This window comes from Labrenzia sp. OB1 (assembly GCF_001624695.1).
Taxonomy (GTDB): Bacteria; Pseudomonadota; Alphaproteobacteria; order Rhizobiales; family Stappiaceae; genus Roseibium.
Genome location: NZ_JSEP01000023.1, coordinates 1 through 24,666, shown reverse-complemented (window position 1 = coordinate 24,666; position 24,666 = coordinate 1). Strand labels below are relative to the sequence as shown.

The following is a 24,666-nucleotide window of genomic DNA, read 5'->3' as shown; positions in this document are numbered from 1 at the left end:
CTGCTGCGGTGCTCTGCCTGCAACAAAAAACGGGACCTATCGGCCCCGTTTTCATCAGGTGCACGCGCGGCGGGTCTGTTCGGCCGCCGCGGGTGAAAGCCTCTTGAACTCAGAGCAGCTCGAGCTGGGCAGCCTGCTTGCCGCGGCCGCGACGGTCGTCTTCGGCGACGAAGGAGATCTTCGCGCCCTCAACCGGCGTTCCGATTCCAGCCTGTTCGAAAGCGGTCACGTGCACGAACACGTCCTTGCCACCGTCATCCGGTGTGATGAAGCCGAAGCCGCGATCATGGTTGAAGAATTTAATGGTGCCGTTCTCACGCATGAAGAAACCTTTCCGTCAGTTGAAAGCGCCCCACTCGTGTCCGGCAAGGCGCGGATAAACGAGCAGTCAATAAGAAACGGAAAGCTTGTTAATTCAGAGCGGCGCTTAATGGAGCATCCGCCGAAGTTCAGTCTCACCGGGTCTACGTCATGTCCCGTACGGCGCAACTCGCGCCGATGCCCGATACTGTATGTCCGCTTGCGCCTTCCGGCAAGAAAAAGATATGAAAGCGGCGTGACTGCTCATGACAAAGTAAACAAATCACTTTCATTTCAGCGAATTAGCATGCCTCGCCCGTGAAGCGATGAAACGGCCGAAGTCGGCAATTCGTCTGTGTCGGTGTGGTTTTTCTGTGCCGGGAGAGCCTGAAAAAACGCCGGGAAACGCAAAGTGACAGCTTGTGACCCCAATCACAGAGTGCCGGGCGACGCCGGGCTAATGTGCCTTCATGAACTGAGGCGGAGAGCAGGGCCTCACAAACACGAAGGGACACCGTCATGTTCAAGAAGATCGCAATCACCACCACCGCACTGGCACTTATCGCCGGAGCAACCCTGACCTCACAGAGCACACCCGCCGAAGCTGCCAAGGGCTGGCAGGTTGGTGTCGGCATCGCGGGCGGACTTGCCGCCGGTGCCATCATCGGGTCCGCCCTGGCACAGCCGCGTTATCACGCCCCGCCGCCGGCCTATTATCCCGGCCCGGTCTACCGTCCGGCACCGGCTCCGGTCGTCGTCTATCGTCCGGCTCCGTGGAGCCCGGCCTGGTACAACTACTGCAGCCGCAAGTATCGGTCTTTCAATCCGAACACCGGATACTTTCTGGCCTACTCCGGTCAGCACAAGTTCTGCCGCTGATCGGCTTTATCTCACGCCGGGCACATTCGGCTCCCGAGGGGGCTCTCGGCAACTCCCTGCAAGGCGAATTCCTCCCCGCCTTGCAGGGATTTTTGTTTGCGGCACGACCTGCGGCCGGCTTGTCCTGTTTTCGGGATTGAAGCCCGGTCAGCCTTCTTCGGCGATCCGCTTGGCGGCCCGCATGATCGTTTCAAGCTGATTGAGAAAACGCGACCTGTCCGCCTTGCCGAAGGCCGGACCGCTCTCTCGGATTTCTCCGGTTTCACGCAGATGCGTATTGAGGTCGCGCATGGCGAGGCGCATGCCGATCGCATCCTCGCGAAACGGCTTGCCGGTGTGCGACAGCACCAGGGCGCCGGTCTTGACGCAGCGCGCGGCCAGCGGGACGTCGGCGGTGATCACCACGTCGCCTTTTCCGGCGCGCTCGGCGATCCAGTTGTCGGCCTCGTCCGGTCCTTCGGCAACCACGACCCGTTCGATCAGGTCTCCCTCGGGCAGGCGCATCCAGCTGTTGGAGACGAACTTGATCGGTGTTCCGTGCCGTTCCCCCACCCGGACGGCTTCGTCCTTCACCGGGCAGGCGTCCGCATCCACATAAAGCACCGTCATTGCCCCGGCTCTCCCTCGCTGTTCTTTAGAAAGGCTGACACACCCTGCGCTGCCCGGTGCCCCGTGGCAAAACACGCCTGCAGCAGGTAACCGCCGGTCGGTGCTTCCCAGTCCAGCATCTCGCCGGCGGCAAAGACACCGGCAAGCTTCCTGAGCATCAGGCTGTCGTCGACTTCATCCAGGCGTATGCCACCGGCGGAGGAAATCGCCCGGCCGATCGCGTAGGACGCTTCGCACGACACGGGAACCGCCTTTATGCGCGCGGCAAGCGCCTCGGGATCCTGTGGAATTGCTCCTGCTTCCCTCAAGAGTGCCTGTTCCACCGGATTGAGTTTCACCGTCTTCTTCAGGTAGGTCGACACCGTTTGTTTGCCTCTTGGCCGCGAAAGCCTGCGGGCAAGCGCCGCGGCAGTCTTGGCTGGCCGAAGATCGATTTGCAGGGATGCGGAGCCTTCGGCCTCAATTGTCTCGCGTATCTCCGCCGACAGGGCATAGACCGCGCCGCCTTCCAGCCCGCTCTCGGATACCATGGCTTCGCCGGTGACGCTTGTTTCACCATGGTGCAGTCCGATGCGCTTCAGCGGGGTGCCCGCAAAGCGTTCTTTCATCACAGGGCTCCAGGACACCTGGAATCCGCAATTTGCCGGCCGGAACCGGGTTATCCCGATACCCCGGCTTTCCAGCATGGGAACCCAGGCAGCATCGGACCCGAGCTTCGGCCAGCTAGCACCGCCGAGCGCCAGCAGGATTGCACGGGCCGGAAAGTTTGCCGGCTGTCCACCCTCGGGCTGGACGATCGCGGTCCCGTCATCGGAAAACCCGGTGAACGTGTGCCGTGTCAGCAGACGCACGCCGTTCGTCTCCAGCCGGCGCAGCAATGCCCGCAACAGGGGAGACGCTTTCATCGATGCCGGAAACACCCGGCCACTGCTGCCGGTGAATGTCTCCTGTCCCAGTCCGTGGCACCATTCCTTCAGCGCCTCGGGTGGAAAGTCCCCGATCATCGGCGACAGGAAAGCCTCCGCCTGCCGGTAACGGCTGCGAAGGACCGCCAGCTCCTCACTGTGCGTAAGGTTGAGGCCGCCGCGCCCGGCCATCAGGAATTTGCGGGCAGGGGAGGGCATGCGGTCGGCAATTGTGACGGCAAGGCCTTGCGCGGCCAGAAAGTCCGCCGCGAACAGTCCCGCCGGACCGGCACCGATAATCAGAACAGCAAGCATGAGGCCTTATAAATCAGGCTTAACGCAAAACGCTACCGTTGAATTTGAACAAGTCAAAATAGCGGTGGATCCAAGACTTAGGGTGGTGAAATTAAAATTAGAGTTATTTTTAAAGTATTTGTTATCGGTCGTATGGGACTATCTTCTTAAAGTCGAAGCGAGGTGATGTGCACCACCTGTTTTTGCTTCGCCAATTAAAGGAGCCCGGGTATGGAAAAGACCACGGACTTGATTGTAGTTGTAGACCCTGATGATGGCGTTCAGGCAGGCGTCAAACGTCTGTTTGGCGACCACCTGAAAGTTGTCTGCTTTGCGGAATCCGAAGAAGCGCTGCTGTTTATCAGGCAGAACACCGGAGTTGCCGTAATACTCTCATGCTATAACCTGCCCGGCCGGGGAGGTCCCTCGTTTCTGCGTGCCTGTGAAACTCTGGTTCCACAGGCCGCCAGGGTCATGCTGACGCGTGAAAATTCGGCCGAGGCGATCACGAACGCCTTGCACGAGGGCCGCGTATTCCTGTTCCTGCAAAAGCCCTGCAAGCAAGCGGAACTGGTAACCGCCGTGGAGACGGCGCTTGGCCATCATCGGCATCTGGCCAAGGATCGGGCGTTGCTGGAACGCACGCTTGCCGGGTCGATCAAGTTGCTGATCGACATGATGGCGCTGTTCCATCCCGAAGCCTTCCGGCGCACGTCCACCGTGCGCAAGCAGGCTCTCAAAATTGCCAAGGGTCTCGGAATCAAGAAGACCTGGGAACTGGAAATGGCGGTGATGCTGTCTCCTCTCGGTGAGGCGTTGCTGCCGAAAGAGATTCTGTCGCGCTACCGTGCCGCCCGCAGCCTGACGGAACAGGAGCGGGACGTTCTCAACAGATCCCCAGCCCAGACCCGGGATCTCCTGACCAACATTCCGCAGCTTGAGAAAGTTTCGGAATATCTGTTCCTGTCCGCGCGCGGCTATGACGGGTCCGGTTTCCCCCAGGACGGACCGAAGGGAAAGGACATCCCGAGGGTCGCCCGCATCATCAAGCTTCTGACCGATCTCTGGTATGCGAGCCCGGATAATGGTCCGGATGCCGCAGCGTTCGAAGCCATGACGATCAATAAGGGCAAATACGATCCGGAACTTCTGGCGCTTGCGAAAGAAGTGCTGATGGACGATGTGCCGGAGGAGAAGAAGAAGTTTGTCACCCAGTGCCACATCCGTTCTCTCAAGCCGGGCGATGTCCTGATCGACGATGCTCTGACGGAAGGCAACCGGGAACTCGTCCTGTCCCGAGGGCACTTGCTGACCCTGACGACCATCCGGCGTTTGGAGCATTTCCACCAGACCACGGGCGTGCGCCAGCCGATCCGTGTCGAACGCCGCCAGACCGCCGAAGAGGCTGTGGTCGCAGAGGCATGAGACGAGAGCCCCTCACAATTTTTGGTAGGGGCTCTATTTTGCTGTGCGCTTGTCCAGAAGGTCCGCCTCGAAGGCCTTCGCCACTCTCAGGAACCGGGCATGCGCGTAGTTCACCGAGAGGATGAACCCCCACCAGCCGTACTTCCGGTATCGCCGCCCGAAATAGGCTTTGAGAAAACTCACCGGAAACTCGCTCAGCAAGCGCCAGCGCGGCAGTTTGCGGCCCCGTGACCGCATGTCTTCCACCTGCATGCCGGAATAGCGATTGTATTTGCCGACCTGAAAGTCCAGAGAGCGGATCGAACGGTGCGCCATTATGCCGGCGAGGTTGTCGATAGTCGCGCCTTCGCCAGGGCGAACCGTGTCATGGACGGTTGAGGTGGAGAACCGGCCCTTTTGCCGATCATAGAGGCGGATCTGGTGATAGCCGTAGGCCCACGGGGCAGGCAGGCTTTCGTGCGCATAGATGTCCCGGATCATGATGCGCCAGCCATCGGCGTCCCGGTAGCTTCCATCGGCGAACTTCGCCTGTATTTCGGCCTTCAGTTCAGGTGTGACTTCCTCATCCGCATCCAGATTCAACAGCCAGTCGTTGCGGCACTCGTCCTCGCCGAAACGCTTTTGCGGGCCGTATCCCGGCCAATCGTTGTGAAGGACCCGGGCTCCGAGACCTTCGGCGACCGCAACGGTGTCGTCGCTGGAGCCGCTGTCGATGACAATGATTTCGTCGACCCAGCCTTTCACGCTTTCAATCGGCCGGGAAATCCGGTCGGCTTCATCCCTGGCGATAATGAAAACGGAAAGAGGCAGGCGGTCTGTCATCTTGTATCCGGCATTGGTTTGTCTGAGCCGGAAACTGCCGGCAAGCCTGTTTAGAGCGTCAGACGTAAATTTGGAACCACATGGTGGCTGAAAGCCGTTCATCCGGCAGCTTTCGACCACAGGCGGACCGGGTTCCTTTGCCCGCAGACGCCGCCGGATCGCGTTTTGTGCGGGACACCGCTACTGCACGCGATCCGCCGTGTCGGCAAACAAAAGAACGCCGGTCAAATGAGTCCGGATAAGCGCCGTATGCTCCAGACGTGCCGGGTCATCTTTGAACGATTGGAAATCAGCTTTTCACCCGCGCGAAGACCGCATCGAGGCCGTTCAGGGAAATTTCGGATCCGGTCACGGTTCCGGAAAATCCTGGTGCGCTCAGGTTTTCCAGATCGAGGCCGTTCAGACTGAACGTTTCCGCGATGGTGCCCAGATTGAACCCGCACAGCACGGTTTCCCCCTGATAGGACCGGATGAAGAGCAGTGTTTCGCCCGGACCGTCGAGGAAGGACATGTCGCCTTTCCTGAGTGCCGTCTGGCTCTGCCGCCAGGCGAAAAAGGATCGATTGCGGTTCAGAACGGACTGCTCGTCCTTGTCCTGTTCGAAGGCGGCCAGGTCCAGATGCTCAGGCGCCACAGGCAACCAGGGGGACGCGTCGGAAAAGCCGGCATTGGCATTGTCCCTGATCCAGGGCATCGGCGTGCGGCAGCCGTCCCGCCCCTTGTAATCCGGCCAGAAGCGGATGCCGTAGGGATCCTGAAGTTTCTCGAAGGGCACCTCGGCCTGCGTAAGCCCCAGCTCTTCGCCCTGATAAAGGCAGGGCGTGCCGCGCAGGCAAGCGCAGAGTGCGATCGCCAGAGGCGCGAATTTCTTCGGGTCAAGGCCCTCGCCCCAGCGGCTGGCCACCCGTTTGACATCGTGGTTGGACAGTGCCCAACTCGCCCAGCCGGAGCCGATGCCCTCATTCATCTCCTCGACGATGCGGCGGATATAGGCGGCCGAACGCTGCGGCGTCAGCAGGTCGAAACTGTAGGCCATGTGAATGCGCCTGTCGGCTTCCGTGTAGGACGCGGTCAGTTCGACGGCCTGCCCGTCCGCACCGATCTCGCCGACCGAGGTTGTCCCCGGATAGCGGTCGAGCAGCGCCCGCAGCCTTTCCAGGAAGAGCAGGTTCTCAGGCCGGGTCTTGTCGTAGAGATGGTCCTGGTGGCCATAGGGGTTGCTGGCTTCCACGGTGGAAGGCGCTTCGCTGGCATCAAGCGGCGGATTGTCCCGCAGCAGCGTGTCATGGAAATAGAAATTCACCGTATCGAGGCGGAAGCCGTCGACGCCGCGCTCAAGCCAGAAACGGGCGGCGGAAAGCACCGCGTCCTGCACATCCCGGTTATGGAAATTCAGATCGGGCTGACTGGCCAGGAAATTATGCATGAAATACTGCCTGCGGCGGCTGTCCCATTCCCACGCCGGTCCACCGAAGATGGACAGCCAGTTGGTGGGCGGCGTGCCGTCCGCCTTGGCGTCGGCCCACACGTACCAGTCGGCCTTTGGATTGTCTCTCGATGCACGGCTCTCCCGGAACCAGGGGTGCTGGTCGGACGTGTGCGAGATGACAAGGTCGATGATCACCTTCAGGCCACGCTTATGGGCGGCGGAGAGCATGCGGTCGAAATCCCCCAGCGTTCCGAACAACGGGTCGACATCTTCATAATCCGAGACGTCGTAGCCGAAGTCCTCCATGGGTGAGGTGAAAAAGGGCGACAGCCAGATCGCGTCCACGCCAAGCGAGGTGATGTAATCCAGGCGTTCGGTCACACCGTTGAGGTCGCCGGTCCCGTCTCCATCGGTGTCGTTGAAGGAACGCGGATAAATCTGGTAGATCACGGCGCCGCGCCACCAGTCAGGATCCTTGATCGTCTTCTCAGGCATTTCAGCCTCACGGCCTGTTTCGGCTTCTTCGAACATTACCCGTCTCCGTTCCGCATGACGCTCATATCTGCGCGCTTGTTGCGAGGCATTGAACACAGAAAATACTGTTGCGGAAATTGTACTTTCAAAGCGCTTTGAATGGCTATACGCGGCGCTCCCCGCGGTCAAGCGTCTCAACCGATAATTCAACCGGCAAAAAGCTATCCGCGATAAAGGCGGGTTTCCTTTGAGGGATGGAAACGGAGAACGGTCAAACAGCTGTCCTGCCGCCAGGTCCAGTGGAGCCAATGCCAGCCTGGCGGTTGCGCCTGTCGGCTCTGTCCTGTCCGCGCGCCGCCACGGAATGCAAAATAGCGCAGCAAAGCGAAGTAATAAATAATTGGAATATATCATGAAAATAAAAAGTTATTACGTTTAGGTCACTTTGATCTTGCAAAGCGGTACGGAAGCTGGAAATGTCCAGTCGAGCTGATCTCAGGTGAGGTGGATCCTGCGCGGTCAATCGGCTGTCATACTTTCGGCCGACGATACCGGCCGAACTGTAATCGGGTATCCTTGGGACTATTCGGGAGGCGTGAGCCTGGACGCGCGCTTCCACATTGCAGACTGAAAACTTGGAGGAAATGTCATGACGGCAGCCATGGTGGGTTGGGCGCATCTGCCCTTCGGCAAGCACGCGGAAGAAACCGTTGAAAGCATGATCGTCAAGGTGGCGAGCGAAGCCATACACGATGCCGGCATTGCGCCGGAAGACGTGGACGAAATTCTGCTCGGCCATTTCAATGCAGGCTTTTCGCCGCAGGACTTCACCGCGTCTCTCGTACTTCAGGCGAACCCAGCGCTGCGGTTCAAGCCGGCGACGCGTGTTGAAAATGCCTGCGCGACCGGTTCGGCCGCCGTCCACCAGGGTGTACGCGCCATCGCATCGGGCGACGCGCGCTTCGTGCTCGTGGTCGGCGTCGAGCAGATGACGACGACCCCGGGACCGGAGATCGGCAAGAACCTCCTGAAAGCCTCCTACCTCAAGGAAGAAGGCGATATTCCGGCAGGCTTTGCCGGGGTCTTCGGCAAGATTGCGGACGCCTATTTCCAGAAATACGGCGATCAGTCCGACGCACTGGCAGGGATCGCCGCAAAGAACCACAAGAACGGCGTCAGCAATCCCTATGCCCAGATGCGCAAGGATCTGGGATTCGATTTCTGCCGCGCGGAAAGCGAGAAGAACCCGTTCGTGGCAGGGCCCCTGAAACGCACGGATTGTTCGCTTGTCTCCGACGGTGCGGCCGCTCTTGTGCTGACCGATCCGGCAACGGCGCTCGGCATGAAGAAGGCCGTTGCCTTCCGCGGACTGGCTCATGTGCAGGACTTTCTGCCGATGTCCAAACGCGACATCCTGAAATTCGAAGGCTGTTCCAAGGCCTGGGGCGAAGCCCTGGGCGATGCCAATCTGGCTCTGGATGACCTTTCCTTCGTCGAAACCCACGACTGTTTCACCATCGCCGAACTGATCGAATACGAAGCCATGGGTCTGACGAAGGAAGGCGAGGGCGCCCACGCCATTCAGGAAGGCTGGACCGGGATGGACGGCAAGTTGCCGGTGAACCCCTCCGGCGGCCTCAAGGCCAAGGGCCACCCGATCGGTGCGACCGGCGTCTCCATGCATGTCCTGACGGCGATGCAGCTGACCGGCACCGCGGGCGATATTCAGGTCAAAAATGCTGAAATCGGCGGCATCTTCAACATGGGCGGCGCGGCCGTCGCCAACTATGTTTCCGTCCTGCAGGCGATGAAGTGATTTCTGAAATCACGTGAACCCTTTGACGTTGAAAAGCCGGCAGTTTCTGCCGGCTTTTTGTTGTCGTGCGATCTGCAAGGATTTCTGATGATGCGGCACGATCAGGGGAGACAGGGGCGTTAAGCGGTCGTGTTCAGTCCCCGGCGCCTTGCAGGCACAATCCTCACTGAACGGCGTTCATCGCCCGGCCGAAACCTGCAAGCGGCAGTTCGATGGTCTGTCTGCGGTCGGCCGCGGGCGCGAAGTCGATCTGCAGCACTGCCCCTGCTGTCATGGCGGCGATTATGTCCGGCGTCGCTTCGGTGGACAGGAAACAGCCTCGCTTGTCGCAGAAGCCGATCTCCAGTTCGCTTATCGGGTTTCCGTCCACGCCAAGCCTGATCTTGCCGGGCAGATAAAAACCGAGCGGAGCCTGCATACGAAGAACCGGTGCCGCCTTGTCGGCGGGGAAGATGAGGTCGACCTTGAAAACCAGTTGACCGCTGTCCTTCATCCGAACGCTTTCACTCGCCTCGCAAGTGAGAGCCTCCACTGATCTCGATGGACCGGCGCAACGTGTCTGCCAGAGAGCGTCCTCGTTTGCCTGCTGCGCGAGAACCGGCTGTGCCGCCATCGATACGCCGAAAGCCACCGACAGAAAAATACTCGATTTGATGAATTGCATTCGTCTTCGCTTTGTTTGTGCCATGCGTCCGGTGAAACCGTAATCGGTCGTGAAGAATTCGCCATCTGCTGCCAAGCCAGACCCGAACGCCTGATCGCTTTGTATTCGCAGTTTGTGGAATGAGGCAAGAGGAGCGGGAATTGGAATTGGTCAAACCGTCCGTTGGGAAAAAACTATTCCGCTAATCCGCAAAGCTTTGAAATCCGGTGCCCGGCACCCGGGGAGGCCGCCGACTACATTAGGTCCATCAAACTGGGATTGGAGACCCTGAAGATGGCTGGCAGCCTTGAAACGAAAGCGAAAGCACTGAAAAAGCCGGACGCCCGGCTGGATGTGTTTCCGGCATTCATGAAAGTTGCCGGCCGAAAAGTACTTGTCGTCGGCAATGGCGGCGAGGCAGCGGCCAAGGTGCGCCTGCTCGGCGAAACCAACGCGCGGATCGTCGTGGTCTCCAAAACGATCGAACCGGACCTGCGCGAAGCAATCGAGCTCTTCGAGGCCGAACATATCGCCGAGGGCTTCCGCCCGGCGCATCTCACCGATGCCGCGCTTGTCTTTTCCGCCCGTGAGGACTGGAAACTCGACAAGGCCGTCGTCGATGCCGCAAGGATCATGGGTGTGCCGGTGAACGCGGTCGACAAGCCGGAGCTTTGCGATTTTTACACCGGTGCGCTGGTCAACCGCGCTCCGATTGCCGTCGCCATCACGTCCACCGGCGTCGGTCCGGTTCTCTCCCGTCATATTCGCGCCCGCATCGAGGCGATGCTGCCGCGCGCGACCGGCGAACTTGCCCGGCTTGCCGAAAGTTTCCGCGACGCCGCCACCAAAGTGATCCGGGACGGCGCCCTGCGCCGGAATTTCTGGGCGCGGTTCTTTTCCGGGTCCGTTGCCGCCAATCTTTATGCCGGCAAGACCGGCGCCGCGCGCTCGGAAGCGCAGCGGTTGCTCAACAGCATGGCCGGCGAGCCCGGTTTCGTCTGGCTGGTCGGCGCCGGTCCGGGCGCGGAAGACCTTCTGACCCTCCGTGCCCAGCGGCTGCTTCAGGAAGCCGATGTGATCGTCCATGACGCGCTGGTGCCCGCCGATGTCGTGGCCATGGGCCGCCGGGACGCGGATCGCATCGCCGTCGGCAAGCGCAAGGGCGCACACTCCGTACCGCAATCGGAAATCTGCGAACTCCTCGTCAGACTTGCGGGCGAAGGCCTCAAGGTGGTGCGCCTCAAGTCCGGTGATCCTATGGTCTTCGGCCGCGCGGCGGAGGAAATGGAGGCGCTCCGCGCAGGCGGTATCGGCTTTGAAATCGTGCCCGGCGTTACCGCGGCCTTCGCTGCGGCAGCTTCGGCCCAGATCCCGCTGACATTGCGTGGTGTCGCCTCCAATCTCGTGTTTGCGACCGGCCACAATGCGAAATCTGAAACTCTGCCGGACTGGGCGGACCTCGCGCTGAAAGGCGCGACCGTCGCGGTCTATATGGGCCGCACCGTGGCTGCAGCCGTTGCCGGCCGGATGATGTCCGCCGGCCTGAGGCCGGAAACCCCTGTGGCCGTCATTGAAAACGCCGCCCATCCGGACGAACGCCAATTCGCCGGAACCCTTCGCGAACTCGCGGTCCTTTCGGATCGCGCGGAAGTCGGCAGGCCGGTTCTGATCGTGATCGGCGAGGCCGTCGGCCATGCCGCCCTGGACAAGGCTGAACCTCTGGCGCCGCAGCGGGCGGCCCGGATCGCAGCTGCCTGAATGTAAGAGAGTGATTGCCATGAAAGTCATTACCGCCAACCGGCTTTTGAACGGCGATGTCGTCTGGCTCGCCGGGACCGGAGATTGGGTCGAGCGCATCACGCTTGCGAAGGTCTTCGAGGGCAAGGAAGCCGTGGCCGAAGCGCTGGCCCAGGGCGTGGCAGCGGAAGACAGGCAGGAAGTCGTCAGCGTCTACGCCATGGACGTGACGGTCGAGGACGGCGTCATTGTGCCTGTACGCCTGCGCGAAAAGATCCGCGCGACCGGGCCGACCACCCATCCGGATCTGGGCAAGCACGCCCAGGCCGTATCCGCTTAAACCAGAGACGGGAGCAGGGCAGCGCCCGGGTCACTGAAAGACACGCACGGCAGCGCCCGACAGGAGAGTTCAACGATGTACCGCTACGACGAATTTGACGCGAGCTTTGTCAGCCAGCGCACCGATCAGTTCAAGGATCAGGTCCGCCGGCGCCTGGCCGGTGAACTTTCCGAGGACGAGTTCAAGCCGCTGCGCCTGATGAACGGTCTTTATCTGCAGCTTCATGCCTATATGCTCAGGGTCGCCATTCCCTATGGCACGCTGAACGGCCGTCAGATGCGCAAGCTCGCGCATATCGCCCGTACCTACGACAAGGGCTATGGCCACTTCACCACGCGCCAGAACATCCAGTTCAACTGGCCGAAACTGGAAGACACGCCGAAGATCCTGGAAGAGCTGGCCGAAGTCGAGATGCATGCCATCCAGACCTCGGGCAACTGCATTCGGAATGTGACCGCGGACCATTTCGCCGGCGCTGCCGCCGACGAGATTGCCGATCCGCGCCCCTACGCCGAAATCCTGCGCCAGTGGTCGTCGCTGCATCCGGAATTCTCGTTCCTGCCGCGCAAGTTCAAGATAGCCATCACCGGCGCGCCGCATGACCGCGCCGCGGTGCAGGTGCATGACATCGGCCTGCAACTGACCCGCAACGATGCCGGCGAGACCGGTTTTGTCGTCTATGTCGGCGGCGGTCTCGGCCGCACGCCGATGATCGGACGCCAGGTGCGCGACTTCCTTCCCGAAGAGGACCTTCTGGCCTATTCCGAAGCGATCCTGCGTGTGTACAACCGCTATGGCCGACGGGACAACAAATACAAGGCGCGCATCAAGATCCTGGTGCATGAGACCGGTCTGGAAGACCTGAAGGCGGATATCGAACAGGAATTCGAAAAGATCCGCTTCGGCGTCCTGCGTCTGCCGGAGGAGGAAGTCCGCCGCATCGAGGCCTATTTCGCACCGCCGCCGCTGGAAGTCGGGTCGGCCACGTCCGCCGCCGTCGAAGCGCGCCGCGCAAGCGATACCGCCTTCGCGCAGTTTGCCGCGCATAATCTCAATCCGCACCGGGTGCCGGGTTACACGTCCGTGACATTGTCGATGAAGCCGGTCGGCGGCATTCCCGGCGATGCGTCCGATGCGCAGATGGAGGTCATGGCCGATCTTGCCGAACAGTACGGCCACGATGAAATCCGTATTTCCCATGAGCAGAATGTGATTCTGCCACATGTGAAGCTGGACGATCTGCCTGACCTTTACGACGGGCTGGTGGCTGCCGGCATCGCGGAAGGCAATGCGGGGCTCATCACCGACATCATCGCCTGCCCGGGCATGGATTTCTGCGCCCTGGCGACCGCAAGGTCCATTCCGGTGGCGCAGCGCATTTCCGAACGCTTCGGCGCGGCGGAACGCCAGGCGGAGATCGGCGAGCTGAAGATCAAGATCTCCGGCTGCATCAACGCCTGCGGCCATCACCATGTCGGCCATATCGGCATTCTCGGCCTGGAGAAGAAGGGCGAGGAATTCTATCAGGTGACGCTCGGCGGGTCGGCCAATGAAAACACCTCCATCGGTGAAATCGTCGGCCGTGGCTTCTCTTCCGAGGAAGTGGTCGATGCGGTCGAAAAGCTGGTCGATACCTATCTCGGTCTGCGGTCCGGCAAGGAGGAAACCTTCCTGGATGCCTATCGCCGTCTCGGGGAGGAGCCTTTCAAGGAGGCACTTTATGGCGCTGCATGAGACATTCAGCCTTGGCGTCGATCCGGAGCTCGGGCTGCAGGCGGAAGTTGCTGCTCTCAACGCCCAGTTCGAGGGCGCGAGCGCGCATGAAATCCTTCTGACCGCCATCCGGCACCAGTTCGCCGGCGGCATTGCCATGGTGTCCAGCTTCGGCGCGGATTCCGCGGTGCTGCTGCATATGGTCGCTCAAGTCGATCCGTCCACGCCGGTGCTGTTCGTCGACACGGTGAAGCTGTTCCCGGCAACGATCCTTTACCGCGACCAGCTTGTCGAGACACTCGGTCTCACCAACGTGCGGACACACAAGCCCGAAGCAGATGACCTGGCCACCAACGATCCTGCCGGCATGCTCTGGATGAGCGACACCGACGCTTGCTGCCACATCCGCAAGGTTGTTCCGCTGGCAAACGCGCTGAAGGGGTTCGAGGCCTGGATATCGGGGCGCAAGCGGTACCAGAGCGCCACGCGCGCCGCTCTCGATTACTTCGAGATCGACGAAGGCCGCGTGAAGGTCAACCCGCTGGCGGACTGGACGGCCGGAGACATTCTCGACTATGCCAGAACCCACGATTTGCCGCCGCATCCGCTGGTGTCCCAGGGCTATCCGTCCATCGGCTGCCTGCCCTGCACCAGCAAGGTCGCACCGGGAGAGGATCCGCGCGCCGGGCGCTGGCGCGGCCAGGACAAGACCGAATGCGGCATTCACTGGCCCTCGCACGGCAAGGAAGTCGACGGCAGCGGTATCTGAGGCGCAGCGGCACGCTGCAAGACAATGAACCTGTAGAGGTCTCGCGAACGACCTCCGGAACGGACAAAGCGGAATTGAGGACGCAAGGAATGACAACGATTTTCAAGGACGGCGCGTTCGTCGAGGAGGACTGGGTCCGTGCGGACCCGGAGACCGGCGCCGCCTTGGACGGCGATGCCCTGGTGCCGCTTTCGATGTTCCTGGTTGAGCCGGAAACCTATCTGGCACGCGGCGGCCGGACGGCCGTCCTCATAGAGGCCGGAGACGACAGCGCGGACGTTCTGCCGTTTCTCGACCGTCTGGCGCTGGTCGCTGTGGACTTTCCGAGCTTCGCCGACGGGCGCGGCTTTTCCGCGGCCCGTATCCTGCGTGAGCAGGCCGGCTACAAGGGCGATATTCGCGCGACCGGTAAATACATCCTCGACCAGGTGCCGCTCGCGATGCGCTGCGGTGTGTCTTCCTTCGAGATCTCCAAGCCGGAGGTGCTGAAGGCCCTGAAGGCGGGCGAGTGGCCGGAGGTCACCAAATACCTGCAGCCGGTCGGCACTGTTGAGGAGATCCCGGAAGGCACCCGTCCCTGGGCGCGCCGTTCGCTGCGCGACATTCCCGTCGCGGCGGAGTAGCCGGCTTCCCCGTCTGCCCTCTCTCCTCCGCCCAATACCGTTCGCGAACCGCACTCCTCGCGCCGTCCCGGATCTGGTCCGGAACGGCGCTTGTGTTGAGCCGGGGGCTGGTCCCTTACGCACGGGTAATCCGGGGCCTAGTTCCTCAATCCGGCCAGATGCCAGAACACATAGACCGGAAAGACAAGCAACGGCGCCAGGGTCAGCAGCATTCCGACTGCCCGGCCGTTGCCGAAGCCCGAGGTGATCAGCGTGCGATAGTGCAGCAGCCGGCCGCACAGCAGGGCCCCGCCACCCGCCCAAAGCAGATACGCGGGGGCCCCGCTCAGTTCGGCGGCCGCCATGGCGAGCAGGGTCATTGGCACCGTTTCTGTAAAGTTGCCATGAGCGCGCATGCGCTTGAGCAACACCTCATCGCCGGCATCCAGAAACTGGATGCCGGTTTGCGCCCGCCGGAACCCGACGGCCATGGTCATCGGAACCTGCAGAAGCGCGAACAGCGCGATAAAGACTGTGGTTACCGCTAGTGAGGAAATCAGTTCCATCTTGAAGTCTCCGAAACGATAGGGGGGCGGTTTAGGTGTCCGCCTGCGTTTCATAGGTGATCATCGCGATCACCCCGCCGACCGGATCGACGATGGTCGCCATCCGTCCGACGCCCGGGATCGTCATCGGTTCGCTGGCGATGTCCGCGCCGAGGGATCTTGCCGTGCCGACACATGCATCGACATCGTCAACGGTGACATAAGGCAGCCAGCGCGGCGTGTCGGCAGCCATCGGAGGAAACCCGCCGATCTTGCCGACTCCATTGGTGATCACGGAATAGGTCATGCCGGGCATGTCCATGTCTTCCGTGCCCCAGCCGAGCAGGCTTTTGTAAAACGCCTTCGCCTTGTCCGCGTCACCGCTGTGCAGCTCCATCCAGCTGAAGCTCCCGTGGTTTTGCATCGCATCGCTCATGTCATTCGTCCTCATATGTCTTTGGAAAATCGCCCGGGCAGGCCCAGGTGATCAGAGGACGCGGGAGTGTTGGTTAAACCGACAGGGGAGAGAAATTAAAAAAAAATAGTCGAGCCGCGGGTTTGCAGGCTCGGCGGCGGAAGGGCAAGAGGCGGAGCGCTCGACCGGCCCGGACACGCCAGCGCCGTTCATCAGTGTTCGGCCCCCGAAAACATCAACCAACAGCGTGTTGCGTTGTTCTCGGGGGCCGGAGCAAGGTGAACGAGAAATGCCTTATCTGGAGATCTGCGAGAGAAGGTCCGGATTGAGCAGAAGATTGCGCACGCCGTGGGCGTGGTCTTCCTCGAACACGTTGCCGCTCAACCAGGTGCCGACGGAGGCGATGTCGAGTTTCACCACTTTGGGCCGGACACTCCAGGTCACCTGAAACGGCGAGGCTTTTTCATTGTAGCCCGGGCCGGTGGTGGAGCCGGCATAGACGACCGGAGTTCCAAGATCGTTCGGCAGGTTCGGCGCTTGATAAAGGCCGTTGATCGCGGCGACCTTTGCCATTTCGACAAAGTCGGCCGCCTCCGGATCGTTGACCAACACGCCGACCACCGCTTCCACGCGCAATTGCGGATTGCTGATGGCATCGCTGAGACATGTGCCCAGGGTCGGCCCGGGGGCCGCCTTGGCGGTCGAATAGACGAAATGGATTTCGATCGTGTCGCCGGGCACCAGGTCGCCGTGTTCACCGCCACCGATCTTGCTGTCCAGCGGGTCAAGTTCGGCGGTGCTCAGGTCACCGTTGTACTTGAAGCCGGTGCCGTAGCCATGTCCGTCGCCATTGCCGGCATAGGTCGTGAACTCGCCGCCCTTGTGCTCGGCACTCTCGTGGAAGTGAATGTCGCACAGGGTCATTGCTTCATAGGCAGGCGCTTCGCCGAAGGCGCGATGGTTGTTGCCTTCCGCAGCGTCGATGTCCCGGGGCGATTGCGGCCCGAATCCGCCGTCCTTCGTTGCCGCCGCCAGTGCGGCGCGTTGTTCGGCGATGACCGCGTCGGAAACGGCTTCAGAACCACCGGAAGCCGCCAGGGCGAGACTGCTGGAAAGGCCGGCAACCAGTGTTGTCGACACAAGCAGGCACTTCAATTTGAACATCGGTCATCTCCATGGGTTGGTCGTGCCCTTGGGGGCACTCGTGAACGCGGATGTACGTGTAATGTTTGAATAATTTGTGGCGTAAATGGCACTCAAAAAAGGACGGCAGGCCTGTCGCCGACGCACTCAGTCGCGCAGCTCACGGAACCCGAGGCGGTGCCCGGTGTCAAGGCAATGAGGGCTGAAAGAGTGTTCGCGGTCAACAATGCCTTAAAGCCCGTGGAGAGCGCCCGGCTGGTTCGGGCATTCCCGGGGGGGGGAGGCTGGGCACGGCTCCGACAGCCGCCCTTCCAGACAAATGCAATACGCAGCGCTCACCCCGGCGGCGCCCCCGGCAAGCACAGCGCGACCGGGGTCTACTCTTGCGCTAAGCACCACAAGGGCTAGGCTCTCTCCTTGTGTTCAGGTGTCTTGAAAGGAAGTTGCCAATGCTTTGCAAGGTCGGTGATGTCGAAGTGTGGAGAATTCTCGAAGTCCACGCCCCCTTCCAGACGCCGGAAGAGCTGTTTCCGGGCGCAGGGCCGGATGTCGCAAAAATCGTCGAGGCCCGCGTCAGGGGTGGCGTGTGCCCGCGCTCCGGGCGGCTGATCCTTCCGGTTCAGGGGTTTCTGCTGAAAACGCCGTCCCATGTCATCCTCGTGGACAGTTGCGTGGGAAATGACAAGACGGTTCCCGGAACACCGGACTGGCACAAGCGCTCGACCCCGCGCTTCATGGCGGCCCTGACCGCCGCGGGCGTCGGTGTGGCGGAGATCGACTATGTGCTTTGCACCCACCTGCACACCGATCATGTTGGCTGGAACACCCGTCTGGAGGATGGCCGCTGGGTGCCGACCTTTCCGAACGCCCGCTACCTGATGCCGTCCGCGGACGAACAGATGCAGCGCGGCCGCAACGGCGATCTTTACAAGGAGAGCATTCTGCCGGTGGTCGAGGCGGGGCAGGTGGAACTGGTCGAGGCAGGGCACATGCTGGGCGACCATGTGACGCTGATCCCCACTCCCGGCCACACGCCGGGTCACGTCTCGGTGAAGATCAAATGCGGCGGCAGCGAAGCCCTGATCACCGGAGATGCCCTGCACTCGACCGTGCAATGCTGGCATCCCGACTGGCACTTCAAATTCGATGCCGATGCGCAGATGGCGGTCACCTCGCGCCGGCACCTGCTCGAAACCGCCTCGGACTCCGGCTGCCTCGTCCTCGGCAGCCACTTCGCACTGCCCTCATTGGGGCGGGTGAAGGCGGACAAGGGGGCGTTTCGCTGGGAGGAGTGAGGGAGGGGGCGGGTGACAGTTGCCTTGCGGGTGCTTGTCGGTCCTTCGGGGCTCGAAAACCAACGTCCAAAGCCGCCATTCCTTGCGAACTGATCGAATGCCCAGAAAGGCCGGGAAGCGGGCTTTTGCAGCGGATTGAACGAATGACTGCGGAGCGGACTTTCCCGGTATTGATTTCGCGGGGTCTCGCAAATGCAACATGCGTTCACAGTTGCGGTATGCTTGTCGCTGCGCGGCGGATATGCCGGATACTGACACCTTCCCGTTACATGCCTGCCCTATAACGACAATATTCGCTTGCTCGCCACCGAGCGTATTGAATCATTCCGCTACGAGGGGAGAGGAAATGATCCGAATAAATTATGACGCGCTGTCTTTCGACGAAGAAGACGAGATGAAATTCCCGCGCGAAGACATCCAAGATTTTGACCGCGTTGTAGAACGCGCGGTTTCTCGTCGTGGATTCCTGGGTGGTGCTCTGGCCTTCGGCTCCGGCGCTGCGGTGATGGGAACCGGCCTGTTCAACGGCAGTTCCGCTATGGCCCAGCAGGCCTCTCGCTTCGCCTTTGACCAGCTTGCCCCGCAAACCGATGGCACGGTTCATGTGCCCGATGGATACAAGTGGGATGTACTTGTCCGCTGGGGCGATCCGCTCTTCAGCGACGCGCCTGCTTTTGATTCTGCGACCGGCATCCCGACAGCAGGCTCTGATCGCGTTTTCGGAGAAAACACTGATGGGATGGAGCTTTTCAACCTGCGCGGTACCGAACTGCTCGTTGTAAACTCGGAATATGTGAACGCCGGGATCAACCTGCCATCGGGACAGGAAGGCAAACCTGACTCTGCCGATGACGTCATCCGCCTGCAGAACTTCCAGGGTGTGACCGTGATGGAAGTGGCCGAGGATGACAGCGGCTGGAACGTCGTTGTCGACAGCCCCTACAACCGCCGCATTCACCACCGGACACCGATGCAAATCGACGGGCCCGCTGCGGGTCACGATCTGCTCAAGACTGCCGCCGATCCAGCCGGCACACAGTCTCTCGGGACATTCAACAACTGCGGTTCGGGCCGCACGCCCTGGGGCACCTACCTGACCTGCGAAGAAAACTTCAACGGTTATTTCGGCACAACTGCTGAACTGTCGCTGGACGAGGTCCACGCCAATGGGTTCAAACGTTACGGTGTCTCCACCAAAGTCGACCCGGGCCGCTACAATTATCACGGCTTCGACGAACGCTTTGATATCTCGAAGAACCCGAATGAGCCGCACCGCGCCGGCTACATCGTGGAAATCGACCCTTGGGATCCGGAAGGCACCCCGGTCAAACACACCGCCCTTGGCCGCTTCAAACACGAGAATGCGGCTTATGCCCTTGCCCCGAACGGTCAGGTGGTTGTCTATATGGGGGACGACGAACGGGGCGAGTACATGTACAAGTGGGTCAGCCGTGACGTTTACGTCCCCGGCGGTCAGACCTCGACGCTGCTCAGTGAAGGGCAACTGCATGTGGCCAAGTTCAACGACGATGGCACCGGTGTCTGGCTCGCTCTGACGCCCGAAGATACCGGCATGACCGAGGCCGAAATCGCTATCTTCACCCGCATGGCAGGCACCGCCGTGAGCGCCACCACCATGGACCGGCCGGAGTGGATTGCCGTAAATCCAACAGCTGTCGAAGGCTACTGCTGCCTCACCAACAACTCCCGCCGGGGTGCCCTGGACGACGACGGCAACGTCCGCACCAACGCGGCGGGTGAGCCTATGGTTCCCAACGCTCCCAATCCGCGCGAGGTCAACCGATATGGCCAGATCGTCCGGTGGCGGCCGCACAACGACGACCATGCAGCCTCAACCTTCGATTGGGATCTCTACGTGATGGCAGGGAACCCGGATGTTCATTCCGAAGGGCCTTACGCCGGGACTGCGAACATCAACGCGGGCAATATGTTCAACTCGCCCGACGGGATGCAATTCGACACGACCGGCCTGCTTTGGATCCAGACGGATGGTGACGATGATAACGAGGGCGACTTCCTCGGAATGGGCAACAACCAGATGCTGGCAGGCGATCCGGTCACGGGCGAAATCCGCCGTTTCCTGACCGGTCCCAACGGGTCAGAGGTCACCGGTCTCACATGGTCCGCTGACAAACGCACCATGTTCGTCGGCATCCAGCACCCCGGCGGCACCTTTCCAGATGGCGAAGGCTCCCTTCCCCGCTCTTCCATCGTGGTCGTGAAACGCAACGACAACGCGCTGGTGGGCTAAGGTCCGCGACAAATCAAAGCCCCGGCACCATGTCTGTGCCGGGGCTGCCTCGCAAGAAGCATGACGACGAGTGAACATCAGATAGGAAGCCAAAAACGGCTTCGATATGTGATCTCTGCCGCGGACCGCAGGAATGGCCGATCCTTCTTGTGCAAGGCACCACCCAATTTCCGGCTCGTGATACCTTCCCCCGCTGTGAGCGCGCGCAGCAGGAAAACCGAATTTACGGGATGGGCAACAAACGCTCGTCCAGGAACGTAGAGCACTTTGTTGCTTCGGGAATGGTTATTTTCGCGTGAGCCGGCTCGCCAAATAGTCCCATACCAGCTTCACTCTCGGGATCTTGTGCAGAGCCGAATGAGCGGCAAGCCAGACGGGTAGACTGGGGAGCTCGGGTTGAAAATCGAGCCGTTCAACCTCTGCGTCAGCGTCGCCGATGATGGTTTGCATTGCTCCCACGCCGCACCCTTTTCGGACCAGTTCCCAATATACTGCCTGATCATCACACCGCACGGCAAAGAAATGCCGGTCTACCGGAAACCCAAGGGCTCGCATTGTCCGAATAATCATGTCGGACCTGTCGAAGCCGACAAAATCCAGCGCGGCCAGCTCTTCGAAACTCTGCGGGTTTCCGTGCCGGATCAATGCGTCCTTCGATGCGTAGAGAGCGATTGGATGATCAGACACCTTGCGCGTCACTATATCCAGCTGTGTGGGGCGATACATGCGCACCGCGATATCGGCCTCACGGAAAATCAGGCTCTCTGATGTGTCAGATGGGACAAGTTCGACTTCGATGTCCGGCTCGCTCTGGCGCAGGTCTGCGATGATGTCAGGCAGCAGGTAGTGGGACACGACGTTGCTCGCGGTTATCCGCACTGTTCCGGAAAGCCGCGCATCGCGGCCGGCCGACAATGTCATCAGCCGGGCTGACGCCTCGGCCATCGCGCGCGCGGGTTCCAGCAAAGTCAATCCGGCCTCTGTCAACTCAAGACCGCCCGTCGTGCGGACAAAAAGTTGCGTTCCCAGAGCTTCTTCCGCCGCCCTGACATGCCGTCCCAGCGTCGGCTGGCTTTGACCCGTTTTCTTTGCCGCAGCGGTCAAGGACCCCGTTTCAGCAACAGCCAAAAAGGATCGGATGTAGGCCCAGTCAAGATCATGGGAGGTTAAGTTCATTCAAAAATGAATATCAAATAGAAAATTTTTTGCAATTATAATTCATATACAACTTGGATAAGTCTCCCAACAAGACGCTTAGGAGATGAAAATGACAAGACGCGTACTCGTCCTAGGGACATCCGGCAAAGTGGGTCGACACAGCTCGCGCGCTTTTGAAGCCGCCGGGTGGGAGGTCAGGCGGTATGATCGCGGCAAGGACGTGTTGACGGAGGTTGCAAAAGGTTGCGACGTCATCGTCAACGGGCTCAACCCCCCGAACTATCACAACTGGAAGACGCTCATACCCCAGATCACCAAAGAAGTGATTTCCGCCGCACGGGACGCGCAGGCAACTGTTGTCTTACCCGGGAATGTCTATCACTTCGGTGATCAGCCGGGGCTGTGGTCGGAAACAACGGTGCCCGATCCCGTCAGCCGAAAGGGTGAAATACGCTTGGCAATGGAGAGAGAATACGCGGCCAGCGGGGTACAAACGATCGTCTTGCGTGCGGGCAACTTCATCGATCCAGATAGTCATGATTGCATCATGTCCCAGATCTACCTGCGCGATATCAAGCGGAACAAAATCACCGCTGCCGGCCCGGCGGATACACGTCAGGCGATGTGTTATTTGCCTGATTGGGCCCGTGCCGCAGCCGCGCTGGCCGAGAAGCGCGCCGAACTTGGTCAATTCGAAGATGTTCCTTTCAAAGGGCACACACTCACCGCACTCGACATCAAAAACGGCCTTGAAAAGATTCTAGAACACGAGCTGAAAGTCGTTCGGTTTCCCTGGTGGCTTTTTACCCTCACAGCCCCTTTCTGGGAGCTTGCCCGTGAATTGAATGAGATGCGCTATCTTTGGAATACCGACCATCAGTTGTCCGACACCCGCCTCCGGCGTCTGCTAACTGGTTTCGAGGTTACGCCCCTGGACACCGTTCTTCGCAAGATGCTGCCCAAGTGATGGAAGATCGTCAGGCATACCTCTCCTTAAGCCGGCTGTACGGCCAAGCATGGCGGTTAGCAAAGCTGCCGTTCGCGATACTGCACGAAAGCTCACTTCGTCCCGCACTGCCGACTTTGCCGGGTGTCCTGGTTTAGCAGTTGCCGCGAACGTTTCCTTCGACTCGCACCGCAGCGACATTGAGTCGGATGAACGGCAACAATGGGCCGTTTGTGTCGACCGTGCACCAGTCCAAATCGGGATCTGCACTCCGCGCCGCCGCAAGGCCGCTTGGCGCCCAAATTGTCAGCGGAGGCGGTCCAGAAGGAAGTCCGCGCGGGCATGAACATCGGTCTTGGGCAAAATGATCGCTTCATATCCAGGATGTCGATAGGCGGCGAGCAGCCTTCCGTATTCTTCGATGGCCGCATCAAAACCGAGCTGTCTTTCGCTGTCCTTGGTGAAGATTTCCGGCCAGGGCGGTGTCAGGAAAACTTGCCTGTGATAGCGGTTCGTCTGTCTTGGCGTGTCCGATATGGCGACACCCGTCGCATGTTCCAAAGCGACAGCCGCGTCGACAAGGCCACGGTCAAAAAAGATCCATTGCTCCATGCCCTTCGCATTATCGCGGTCCTTTGAGGCCATGTCGATGGCGCGTCGAGCGAAAGCTCCGGGGTTTACCCAAGGAAGCGCGCTATCGCCACCGCGCATTGCCTCGGAAACGATACTGCGACCAGGCTCCTCGACTGTCTCGAAGCCCCGCCGTTCCAGTTCCGCCAGTAGCGTGGACTTTCCTCCGCCCGAACAACCTGACAGGATCACATGTCGGCTGGTAGTACTATTATTCACAAGCTTTTTCTCAGGTAGTAGTGTTAACAGGCGAGAAATTGAGCGGCAGCTTCGTCCGCTCCGACGATCTTGGCAAATACCCAGACCACGCCGCCGCGGCGAATGGCCGTCATGACGGGCCGCAGCGCAGCATAGAGCTCGACCGTTGAACGGCCGCAAAGAGCCGGAGTGAGCCCAATCTGTAAATTCGACTGGGTGCAGCGAACGCCCGGTTGCGCCTAAGTGAAGTTCGAAAATTTGGGCGAGCCTGGTGCTGTCTGGAGGGCCAAAATGATCGTGGTCAGGTGCTCACGCATCGCAGTTTCTGCTGCTGAATCATTTCCAGCTTCGATACTTGCCACTATGCGTTGGTGCTGGTTGCTATGTTGCCCGGTAAACTCCTCAATCCCGAGATGCCTGTAAGTGCGATCCCATTGTGATTGCCAAGCGGAGCGACGTCTTGCATCCGACAGGAAGGTCAGGAACGAGAACAAAATTGGGTTCTTCGCGACCTCAGCGATTGTCCGGTGAAAAACGTCATCCGCCTTCTGACATTCGAACCTGTCGCGACCGTTGCGCCCTGCAGCGACGCAGGAATTCAATCGCATGATGTCTGAAGGTGATGCGCGACGTGCCGCTTCAGCAGCGATCACAGGCTCTATCAGGTATCTCGCATTCACAAACTCTTCGACGGATGTCGCTTGAACGAGCAGGTTTTCTCGCAAAGGCGCGGCCCCCGGCCTGGGACCGCGAAACGTACCTTGGCCAACATGCCGCCAGACCTCATTTTCATCTTCAAGTATCGACAGCGCATTGCGGAGCGTTTCGCGACTGCATGTCAGGCGACGCGCCAGTTCGCGTTCCGGCGGCAACCTGTCGCCCATTTCCGGCGCGTAGCCGTCGAGCAAGTTTCGAAGCTCTGCGAGCGCATGCGATGTCTTCCGATGTTTCATCAGTAATCCGGACCAATTTGTAGACCAATATAGCGATCTGTCATGCTCTGGTAAAATCCACTGCTGTCCGGTTTAAAAATCTAGACAGAGCGCATGACATTGATTCTACTCGGTTTCAGACGTTTGGCCGCGTTTGAGACACGAACAGAGGATCAATGTCATGCGCCATCACAATAGCGTTTTTCATCAAGTGCTGAAGCATGTTCCTTGGGGCGAGTTCAATCGCCTTGTGGATGAGCATAAAGCGGACCACCGCGTCCGCCGTTTGACGACGAAGACCCAGTTTCTGGCCCTTTTGTTCGGCCAGCTTGCAGGCGCGCAGAGCCTCAGGGAGATTGAGACCGGTCTGATGAG

General features: G+C 60.3%; 24 protein-coding genes and 1 pseudogene. 12 read left to right on the top strand and 13 right to left on the bottom strand.

Features of this window, described 5'->3' with window-relative positions; all coding sequences use genetic code 11:
- Positions 1–109 precede the first annotated feature (109 nt).
- Complete coding sequence (locus OA90_RS23030; RefSeq protein ID WP_068418209.1) at positions 110–322, bottom strand: cold-shock protein; 213 nt, start codon at positions 320–322, stop codon at positions 110–112.
- Positions 323–819: 497 nt separating this feature from the next.
- Here OA90_RS23030 and OA90_RS23025 point away from each other — a divergent pair, with 497 nt between their 5' ends.
- On the top strand, positions 820–1,179 hold the full coding sequence (locus OA90_RS23025; RefSeq protein WP_068418206.1) for a BA14K family protein: 360 nt from the start codon (positions 820–822) through the stop codon (positions 1,177–1,179).
- A gap of 147 nt (positions 1,180–1,326) precedes the next feature.
- Here the strand turns inward: OA90_RS23025 and OA90_RS23020 are convergent, their stop codons facing one another.
- Both OA90_RS23020 and OA90_RS23015 read right to left on the bottom strand, forming a co-directional pair.
- A complete protein-coding gene (locus tag OA90_RS23020) occupies positions 1,327–1,788 on the bottom strand; it encodes a YaiI/YqxD family protein (protein ID WP_068418203.1) in 462 nt (153 codons plus the stop codon).
- Entirely contained in the window at positions 1,785–3,008 is a 1,224-nt protein-coding gene (locus OA90_RS23015; protein ID WP_068418200.1) for a TIGR03862 family flavoprotein, read from the bottom strand. Before OA90_RS23015 ends, OA90_RS23020 begins: the two co-directional genes overlap by 4 nt.
- A 210-nt stretch (positions 3,009–3,218) precedes the next feature.
- Here OA90_RS23015 and OA90_RS23010 point away from each other — a divergent pair, with 210 nt between their 5' ends.
- Positions 3,219–4,412, top strand: a complete 1,194-nt coding sequence (locus OA90_RS23010) for an HD domain-containing phosphohydrolase (protein WP_068418199.1) — start codon at positions 3,219–3,221, stop codon at positions 4,410–4,412.
- A 33-nt stretch (positions 4,413–4,445) separates the two neighbouring features.
- Here OA90_RS23010 and OA90_RS23005 read toward each other — a convergent pair whose 3' ends face one another.
- Together OA90_RS23005 and OA90_RS23000 are read right to left on the bottom strand one after the other, a co-directional pair.
- The gene (locus OA90_RS23005; protein WP_068418196.1) at positions 4,446–5,234 is read right to left on the bottom strand and encodes a glycosyltransferase family 2 protein; all 789 of its coding nucleotides are present in this window, start codon (positions 5,232–5,234) and stop codon (positions 4,446–4,448) included.
- A gap of 289 nt (positions 5,235–5,523) precedes the next feature.
- The gene (locus tag OA90_RS23000; protein ID WP_082837226.1) at positions 5,524–7,194 is read right to left on the bottom strand and encodes an alpha-glucosidase; all 1,671 of its coding nucleotides are present in this window, start codon (positions 7,192–7,194) and stop codon (positions 5,524–5,526) included.
- 592 nt (positions 7,195–7,786) lie between these two features.
- Here OA90_RS23000 and OA90_RS22995 point away from each other — a divergent pair.
- A complete protein-coding gene (locus OA90_RS22995; protein WP_068418193.1) occupies positions 7,787–8,953 on the top strand; it encodes an acetyl-CoA acetyltransferase in 1,167 nt (388 codons plus the stop codon).
- A 163-nt stretch (positions 8,954–9,116) separates the two neighbouring features.
- Here OA90_RS22995 and OA90_RS22990 read toward each other — a convergent pair whose 3' ends face one another.
- Positions 9,117–9,617 carry an invasion associated locus B family protein gene (locus OA90_RS22990; RefSeq protein ID WP_068418189.1) on the bottom strand — a complete coding sequence of 167 codons (501 nt, stop codon included), beginning with the start codon at positions 9,615–9,617 and terminating at the stop codon, positions 9,117–9,119.
- A 273-nt stretch (positions 9,618–9,890) separates the two neighbouring features.
- Here OA90_RS22990 and cysG point away from each other — a divergent pair, with 273 nt between their 5' ends.
- From cysG to OA90_RS22965, 5 genes are all read left to right on the top strand, one after another.
- A complete protein-coding gene (gene cysG, locus OA90_RS22985; RefSeq protein WP_068418360.1) occupies positions 9,891–11,354 on the top strand; it encodes a siroheme synthase CysG in 1,464 nt (487 codons plus the stop codon).
- Positions 11,355–11,373: 19 nt separating this feature from the next.
- Positions 11,374–11,673, top strand: a complete 300-nt coding sequence (locus OA90_RS22980; protein ID WP_068418187.1) for a DUF2849 domain-containing protein — start codon at positions 11,374–11,376, stop codon at positions 11,671–11,673.
- Positions 11,674–11,748: 75 nt separating this feature from the next.
- Entirely contained in the window at positions 11,749–13,407 is a 1,659-nt protein-coding gene (locus OA90_RS22975; RefSeq protein WP_068418184.1) for a nitrite/sulfite reductase, read from the top strand.
- Positions 13,394–14,155: a phosphoadenylyl-sulfate reductase gene (locus OA90_RS22970; protein WP_068418179.1), complete on the top strand. Its 762-nt coding sequence runs from the start codon at positions 13,394–13,396 to the stop codon at positions 14,153–14,155. The genes OA90_RS22975 and OA90_RS22970 overlap by 14 nt, the downstream gene beginning before the upstream one ends.
- Before the next feature lie 89 nt (positions 14,156–14,244).
- Positions 14,245–14,778 carry a DUF934 domain-containing protein gene (locus OA90_RS22965; protein ID WP_068418175.1) on the top strand — a complete coding sequence of 178 codons (534 nt, stop codon included), beginning with the start codon at positions 14,245–14,247 and terminating at the stop codon, positions 14,776–14,778.
- Positions 14,779–14,915: 137 nt separating this feature from the next.
- Here OA90_RS22965 and OA90_RS22960 read toward each other — a convergent pair whose 3' ends face one another.
- The 3 genes from OA90_RS22960 to OA90_RS22950 form a co-directional block, all read right to left on the bottom strand.
- Positions 14,916–15,323 carry an MAPEG family protein gene (locus tag OA90_RS22960; RefSeq protein ID WP_068418173.1) on the bottom strand — a complete coding sequence of 136 codons (408 nt, stop codon included), beginning with the start codon at positions 15,321–15,323 and terminating at the stop codon, positions 14,916–14,918.
- A 31-nt stretch (positions 15,324–15,354) separates the two neighbouring features.
- Complete coding sequence (locus OA90_RS22955; RefSeq protein WP_068418171.1) at positions 15,355–15,738, bottom strand: VOC family protein; 384 nt, start codon at positions 15,736–15,738, stop codon at positions 15,355–15,357.
- Between the two features lie 273 nt (positions 15,739–16,011).
- Complete coding sequence (locus OA90_RS22950) at positions 16,012–16,881, bottom strand: delta-class carbonic anhydrase (protein ID WP_068418168.1); 870 nt, start codon at positions 16,879–16,881, stop codon at positions 16,012–16,014.
- 428 nt (positions 16,882–17,309) lie between these two features.
- Between OA90_RS22950 and OA90_RS22945 the strand changes: the two genes are divergently transcribed.
- Together OA90_RS22945 and OA90_RS22940 are read left to right on the top strand one after the other, a co-directional pair.
- Positions 17,310–18,155 (top strand): MBL fold metallo-hydrolase, encoded by an 846-nt coding sequence (locus tag OA90_RS22945; RefSeq protein ID WP_068418167.1) that lies wholly within the window; start codon positions 17,310–17,312, stop codon positions 18,153–18,155.
- A gap of 346 nt (positions 18,156–18,501) precedes the next feature.
- The gene (locus OA90_RS22940; protein ID WP_068418164.1) at positions 18,502–20,427 is read left to right on the top strand and encodes a PhoX family phosphatase; all 1,926 of its coding nucleotides are present in this window, start codon (positions 18,502–18,504) and stop codon (positions 20,425–20,427) included.
- Positions 20,428–20,712: 285 nt separating this feature from the next.
- On the opposite strand, the gene OA90_RS22935 is transcribed toward OA90_RS22940, so the two are convergent.
- A complete protein-coding gene (locus tag OA90_RS22935) occupies positions 20,713–21,399 on the bottom strand; it encodes a substrate-binding domain-containing protein (RefSeq protein ID WP_244274702.1) in 687 nt (228 codons plus the stop codon).
- A gap of 12 nt (positions 21,400–21,411) precedes the next feature.
- Positions 21,412–21,603 (bottom strand): annotated as a pseudogene (locus OA90_RS29620) (LysR family transcriptional regulator); the annotation flags it as partial.
- A gap of 91 nt (positions 21,604–21,694) precedes the next feature.
- On the opposite strand from OA90_RS29620, the gene OA90_RS22930 reads away from it, so the two are divergent.
- Entirely contained in the window at positions 21,695–22,552 is an 858-nt protein-coding gene (locus OA90_RS22930; RefSeq protein ID WP_068418157.1) for an NAD-dependent epimerase/dehydratase family protein, read from the top strand.
- Positions 22,553–22,837: 285 nt separating this feature from the next.
- Here OA90_RS22930 and OA90_RS22925 read toward each other — a convergent pair whose 3' ends face one another.
- Together OA90_RS22925 and OA90_RS22920 are read right to left on the bottom strand one after the other, a co-directional pair.
- Entirely contained in the window at positions 22,838–23,380 is a 543-nt protein-coding gene (locus OA90_RS22925) for an AAA family ATPase (RefSeq protein ID WP_068418155.1), read from the bottom strand.
- Between the two features lie 218 nt (positions 23,381–23,598).
- On the bottom strand, positions 23,599–24,312 hold the full coding sequence (locus tag OA90_RS22920; protein WP_068418154.1) for an FCD domain-containing protein: 714 nt from the start codon (positions 24,310–24,312) through the stop codon (positions 23,599–23,601).
- 160 nt (positions 24,313–24,472) lie between these two features.
- Here OA90_RS22920 and OA90_RS28155 point away from each other — a divergent pair.
- Positions 24,473–24,666: DUF4372 domain-containing protein (locus OA90_RS28155; RefSeq protein ID WP_156510457.1), on the top strand; the 194-nt coding region annotated here is incomplete at its 3' end.

Excerpts from the sequence above, each read along its gene's own strand:
- OA90_RS22920 (WP_068418154.1), bottom strand. The coding sequence starts at position 24,312 with ATGAAACATCGGAAGACATCGCATGCGCTCGCAGAGCTTCGAAACTTG.
- OA90_RS22960 (WP_068418173.1), bottom strand. The coding sequence starts at position 15,323 with ATGGAACTGATTTCCTCACTAGCGGTAACCACAGTCTTTATCGCGCTG.
- OA90_RS23030 (WP_068418209.1), bottom strand. The coding sequence starts at position 322 with ATGCGTGAGAACGGCACCATTAAATTCTTCAACCATGATCGCGGCTTC.
- cysG (WP_068418360.1), top strand. The coding sequence starts at position 9,891 with ATGGCTGGCAGCCTTGAAACGAAAGCGAAAGCACTGAAAAAGCCGGAC.
- OA90_RS23015 (WP_068418200.1), bottom strand. The coding sequence starts at position 3,008 with ATGCTTGCTGTTCTGATTATCGGTGCCGGTCCGGCGGGACTGTTCGCG.
- OA90_RS23005 (WP_068418196.1), bottom strand. The coding sequence starts at position 5,234 with ATGACAGACCGCCTGCCTCTTTCCGTTTTCATTATCGCCAGGGATGAA.
- OA90_RS22980 (WP_068418187.1), top strand. The coding sequence starts at position 11,374 with ATGAAAGTCATTACCGCCAACCGGCTTTTGAACGGCGATGTCGTCTGG.
- OA90_RS22955 (WP_068418171.1), bottom strand. The coding sequence starts at position 15,738 with ATGAGCGATGCGATGCAAAACCACGGGAGCTTCAGCTGGATGGAGCTG.
- OA90_RS23025 (WP_068418206.1), top strand. The coding sequence starts at position 820 with ATGTTCAAGAAGATCGCAATCACCACCACCGCACTGGCACTTATCGCC.
- OA90_RS22945 (WP_068418167.1), top strand. The coding sequence starts at position 17,310 with ATGCTTTGCAAGGTCGGTGATGTCGAAGTGTGGAGAATTCTCGAAGTC.
- OA90_RS22930 (WP_068418157.1), top strand. The coding sequence starts at position 21,695 with ATGACAAGACGCGTACTCGTCCTAGGGACATCCGGCAAAGTGGGTCGA.
- OA90_RS23000 (WP_082837226.1), bottom strand. The coding sequence starts at position 7,194 with ATGTTCGAAGAAGCCGAAACAGGCCGTGAGGCTGAAATGCCTGAGAAG.
- OA90_RS23010 (WP_068418199.1), top strand. The coding sequence starts at position 3,219 with ATGGAAAAGACCACGGACTTGATTGTAGTTGTAGACCCTGATGATGGC.
- OA90_RS22950 (WP_068418168.1), bottom strand. The coding sequence starts at position 16,881 with ATGTTCAAATTGAAGTGCCTGCTTGTGTCGACAACACTGGTTGCCGGC.
- OA90_RS22970 (WP_068418179.1), top strand. The coding sequence starts at position 13,394 with ATGGCGCTGCATGAGACATTCAGCCTTGGCGTCGATCCGGAGCTCGGG.
- OA90_RS22940 (WP_068418164.1), top strand. The coding sequence starts at position 18,502 with ATGATCCGAATAAATTATGACGCGCTGTCTTTCGACGAAGAAGACGAG.
- OA90_RS23020 (WP_068418203.1), bottom strand. The coding sequence starts at position 1,788 with ATGACGGTGCTTTATGTGGATGCGGACGCCTGCCCGGTGAAGGACGAA.
- OA90_RS22990 (WP_068418189.1), bottom strand. The coding sequence starts at position 9,617 with ATGCAATTCATCAAATCGAGTATTTTTCTGTCGGTGGCTTTCGGCGTA.
- OA90_RS22995 (WP_068418193.1), top strand. The coding sequence starts at position 7,787 with ATGACGGCAGCCATGGTGGGTTGGGCGCATCTGCCCTTCGGCAAGCAC.
- OA90_RS22965 (WP_068418175.1), top strand. The coding sequence starts at position 14,245 with ATGACAACGATTTTCAAGGACGGCGCGTTCGTCGAGGAGGACTGGGTC.
- OA90_RS22975 (WP_068418184.1), top strand. The coding sequence starts at position 11,749 with ATGTACCGCTACGACGAATTTGACGCGAGCTTTGTCAGCCAGCGCACC.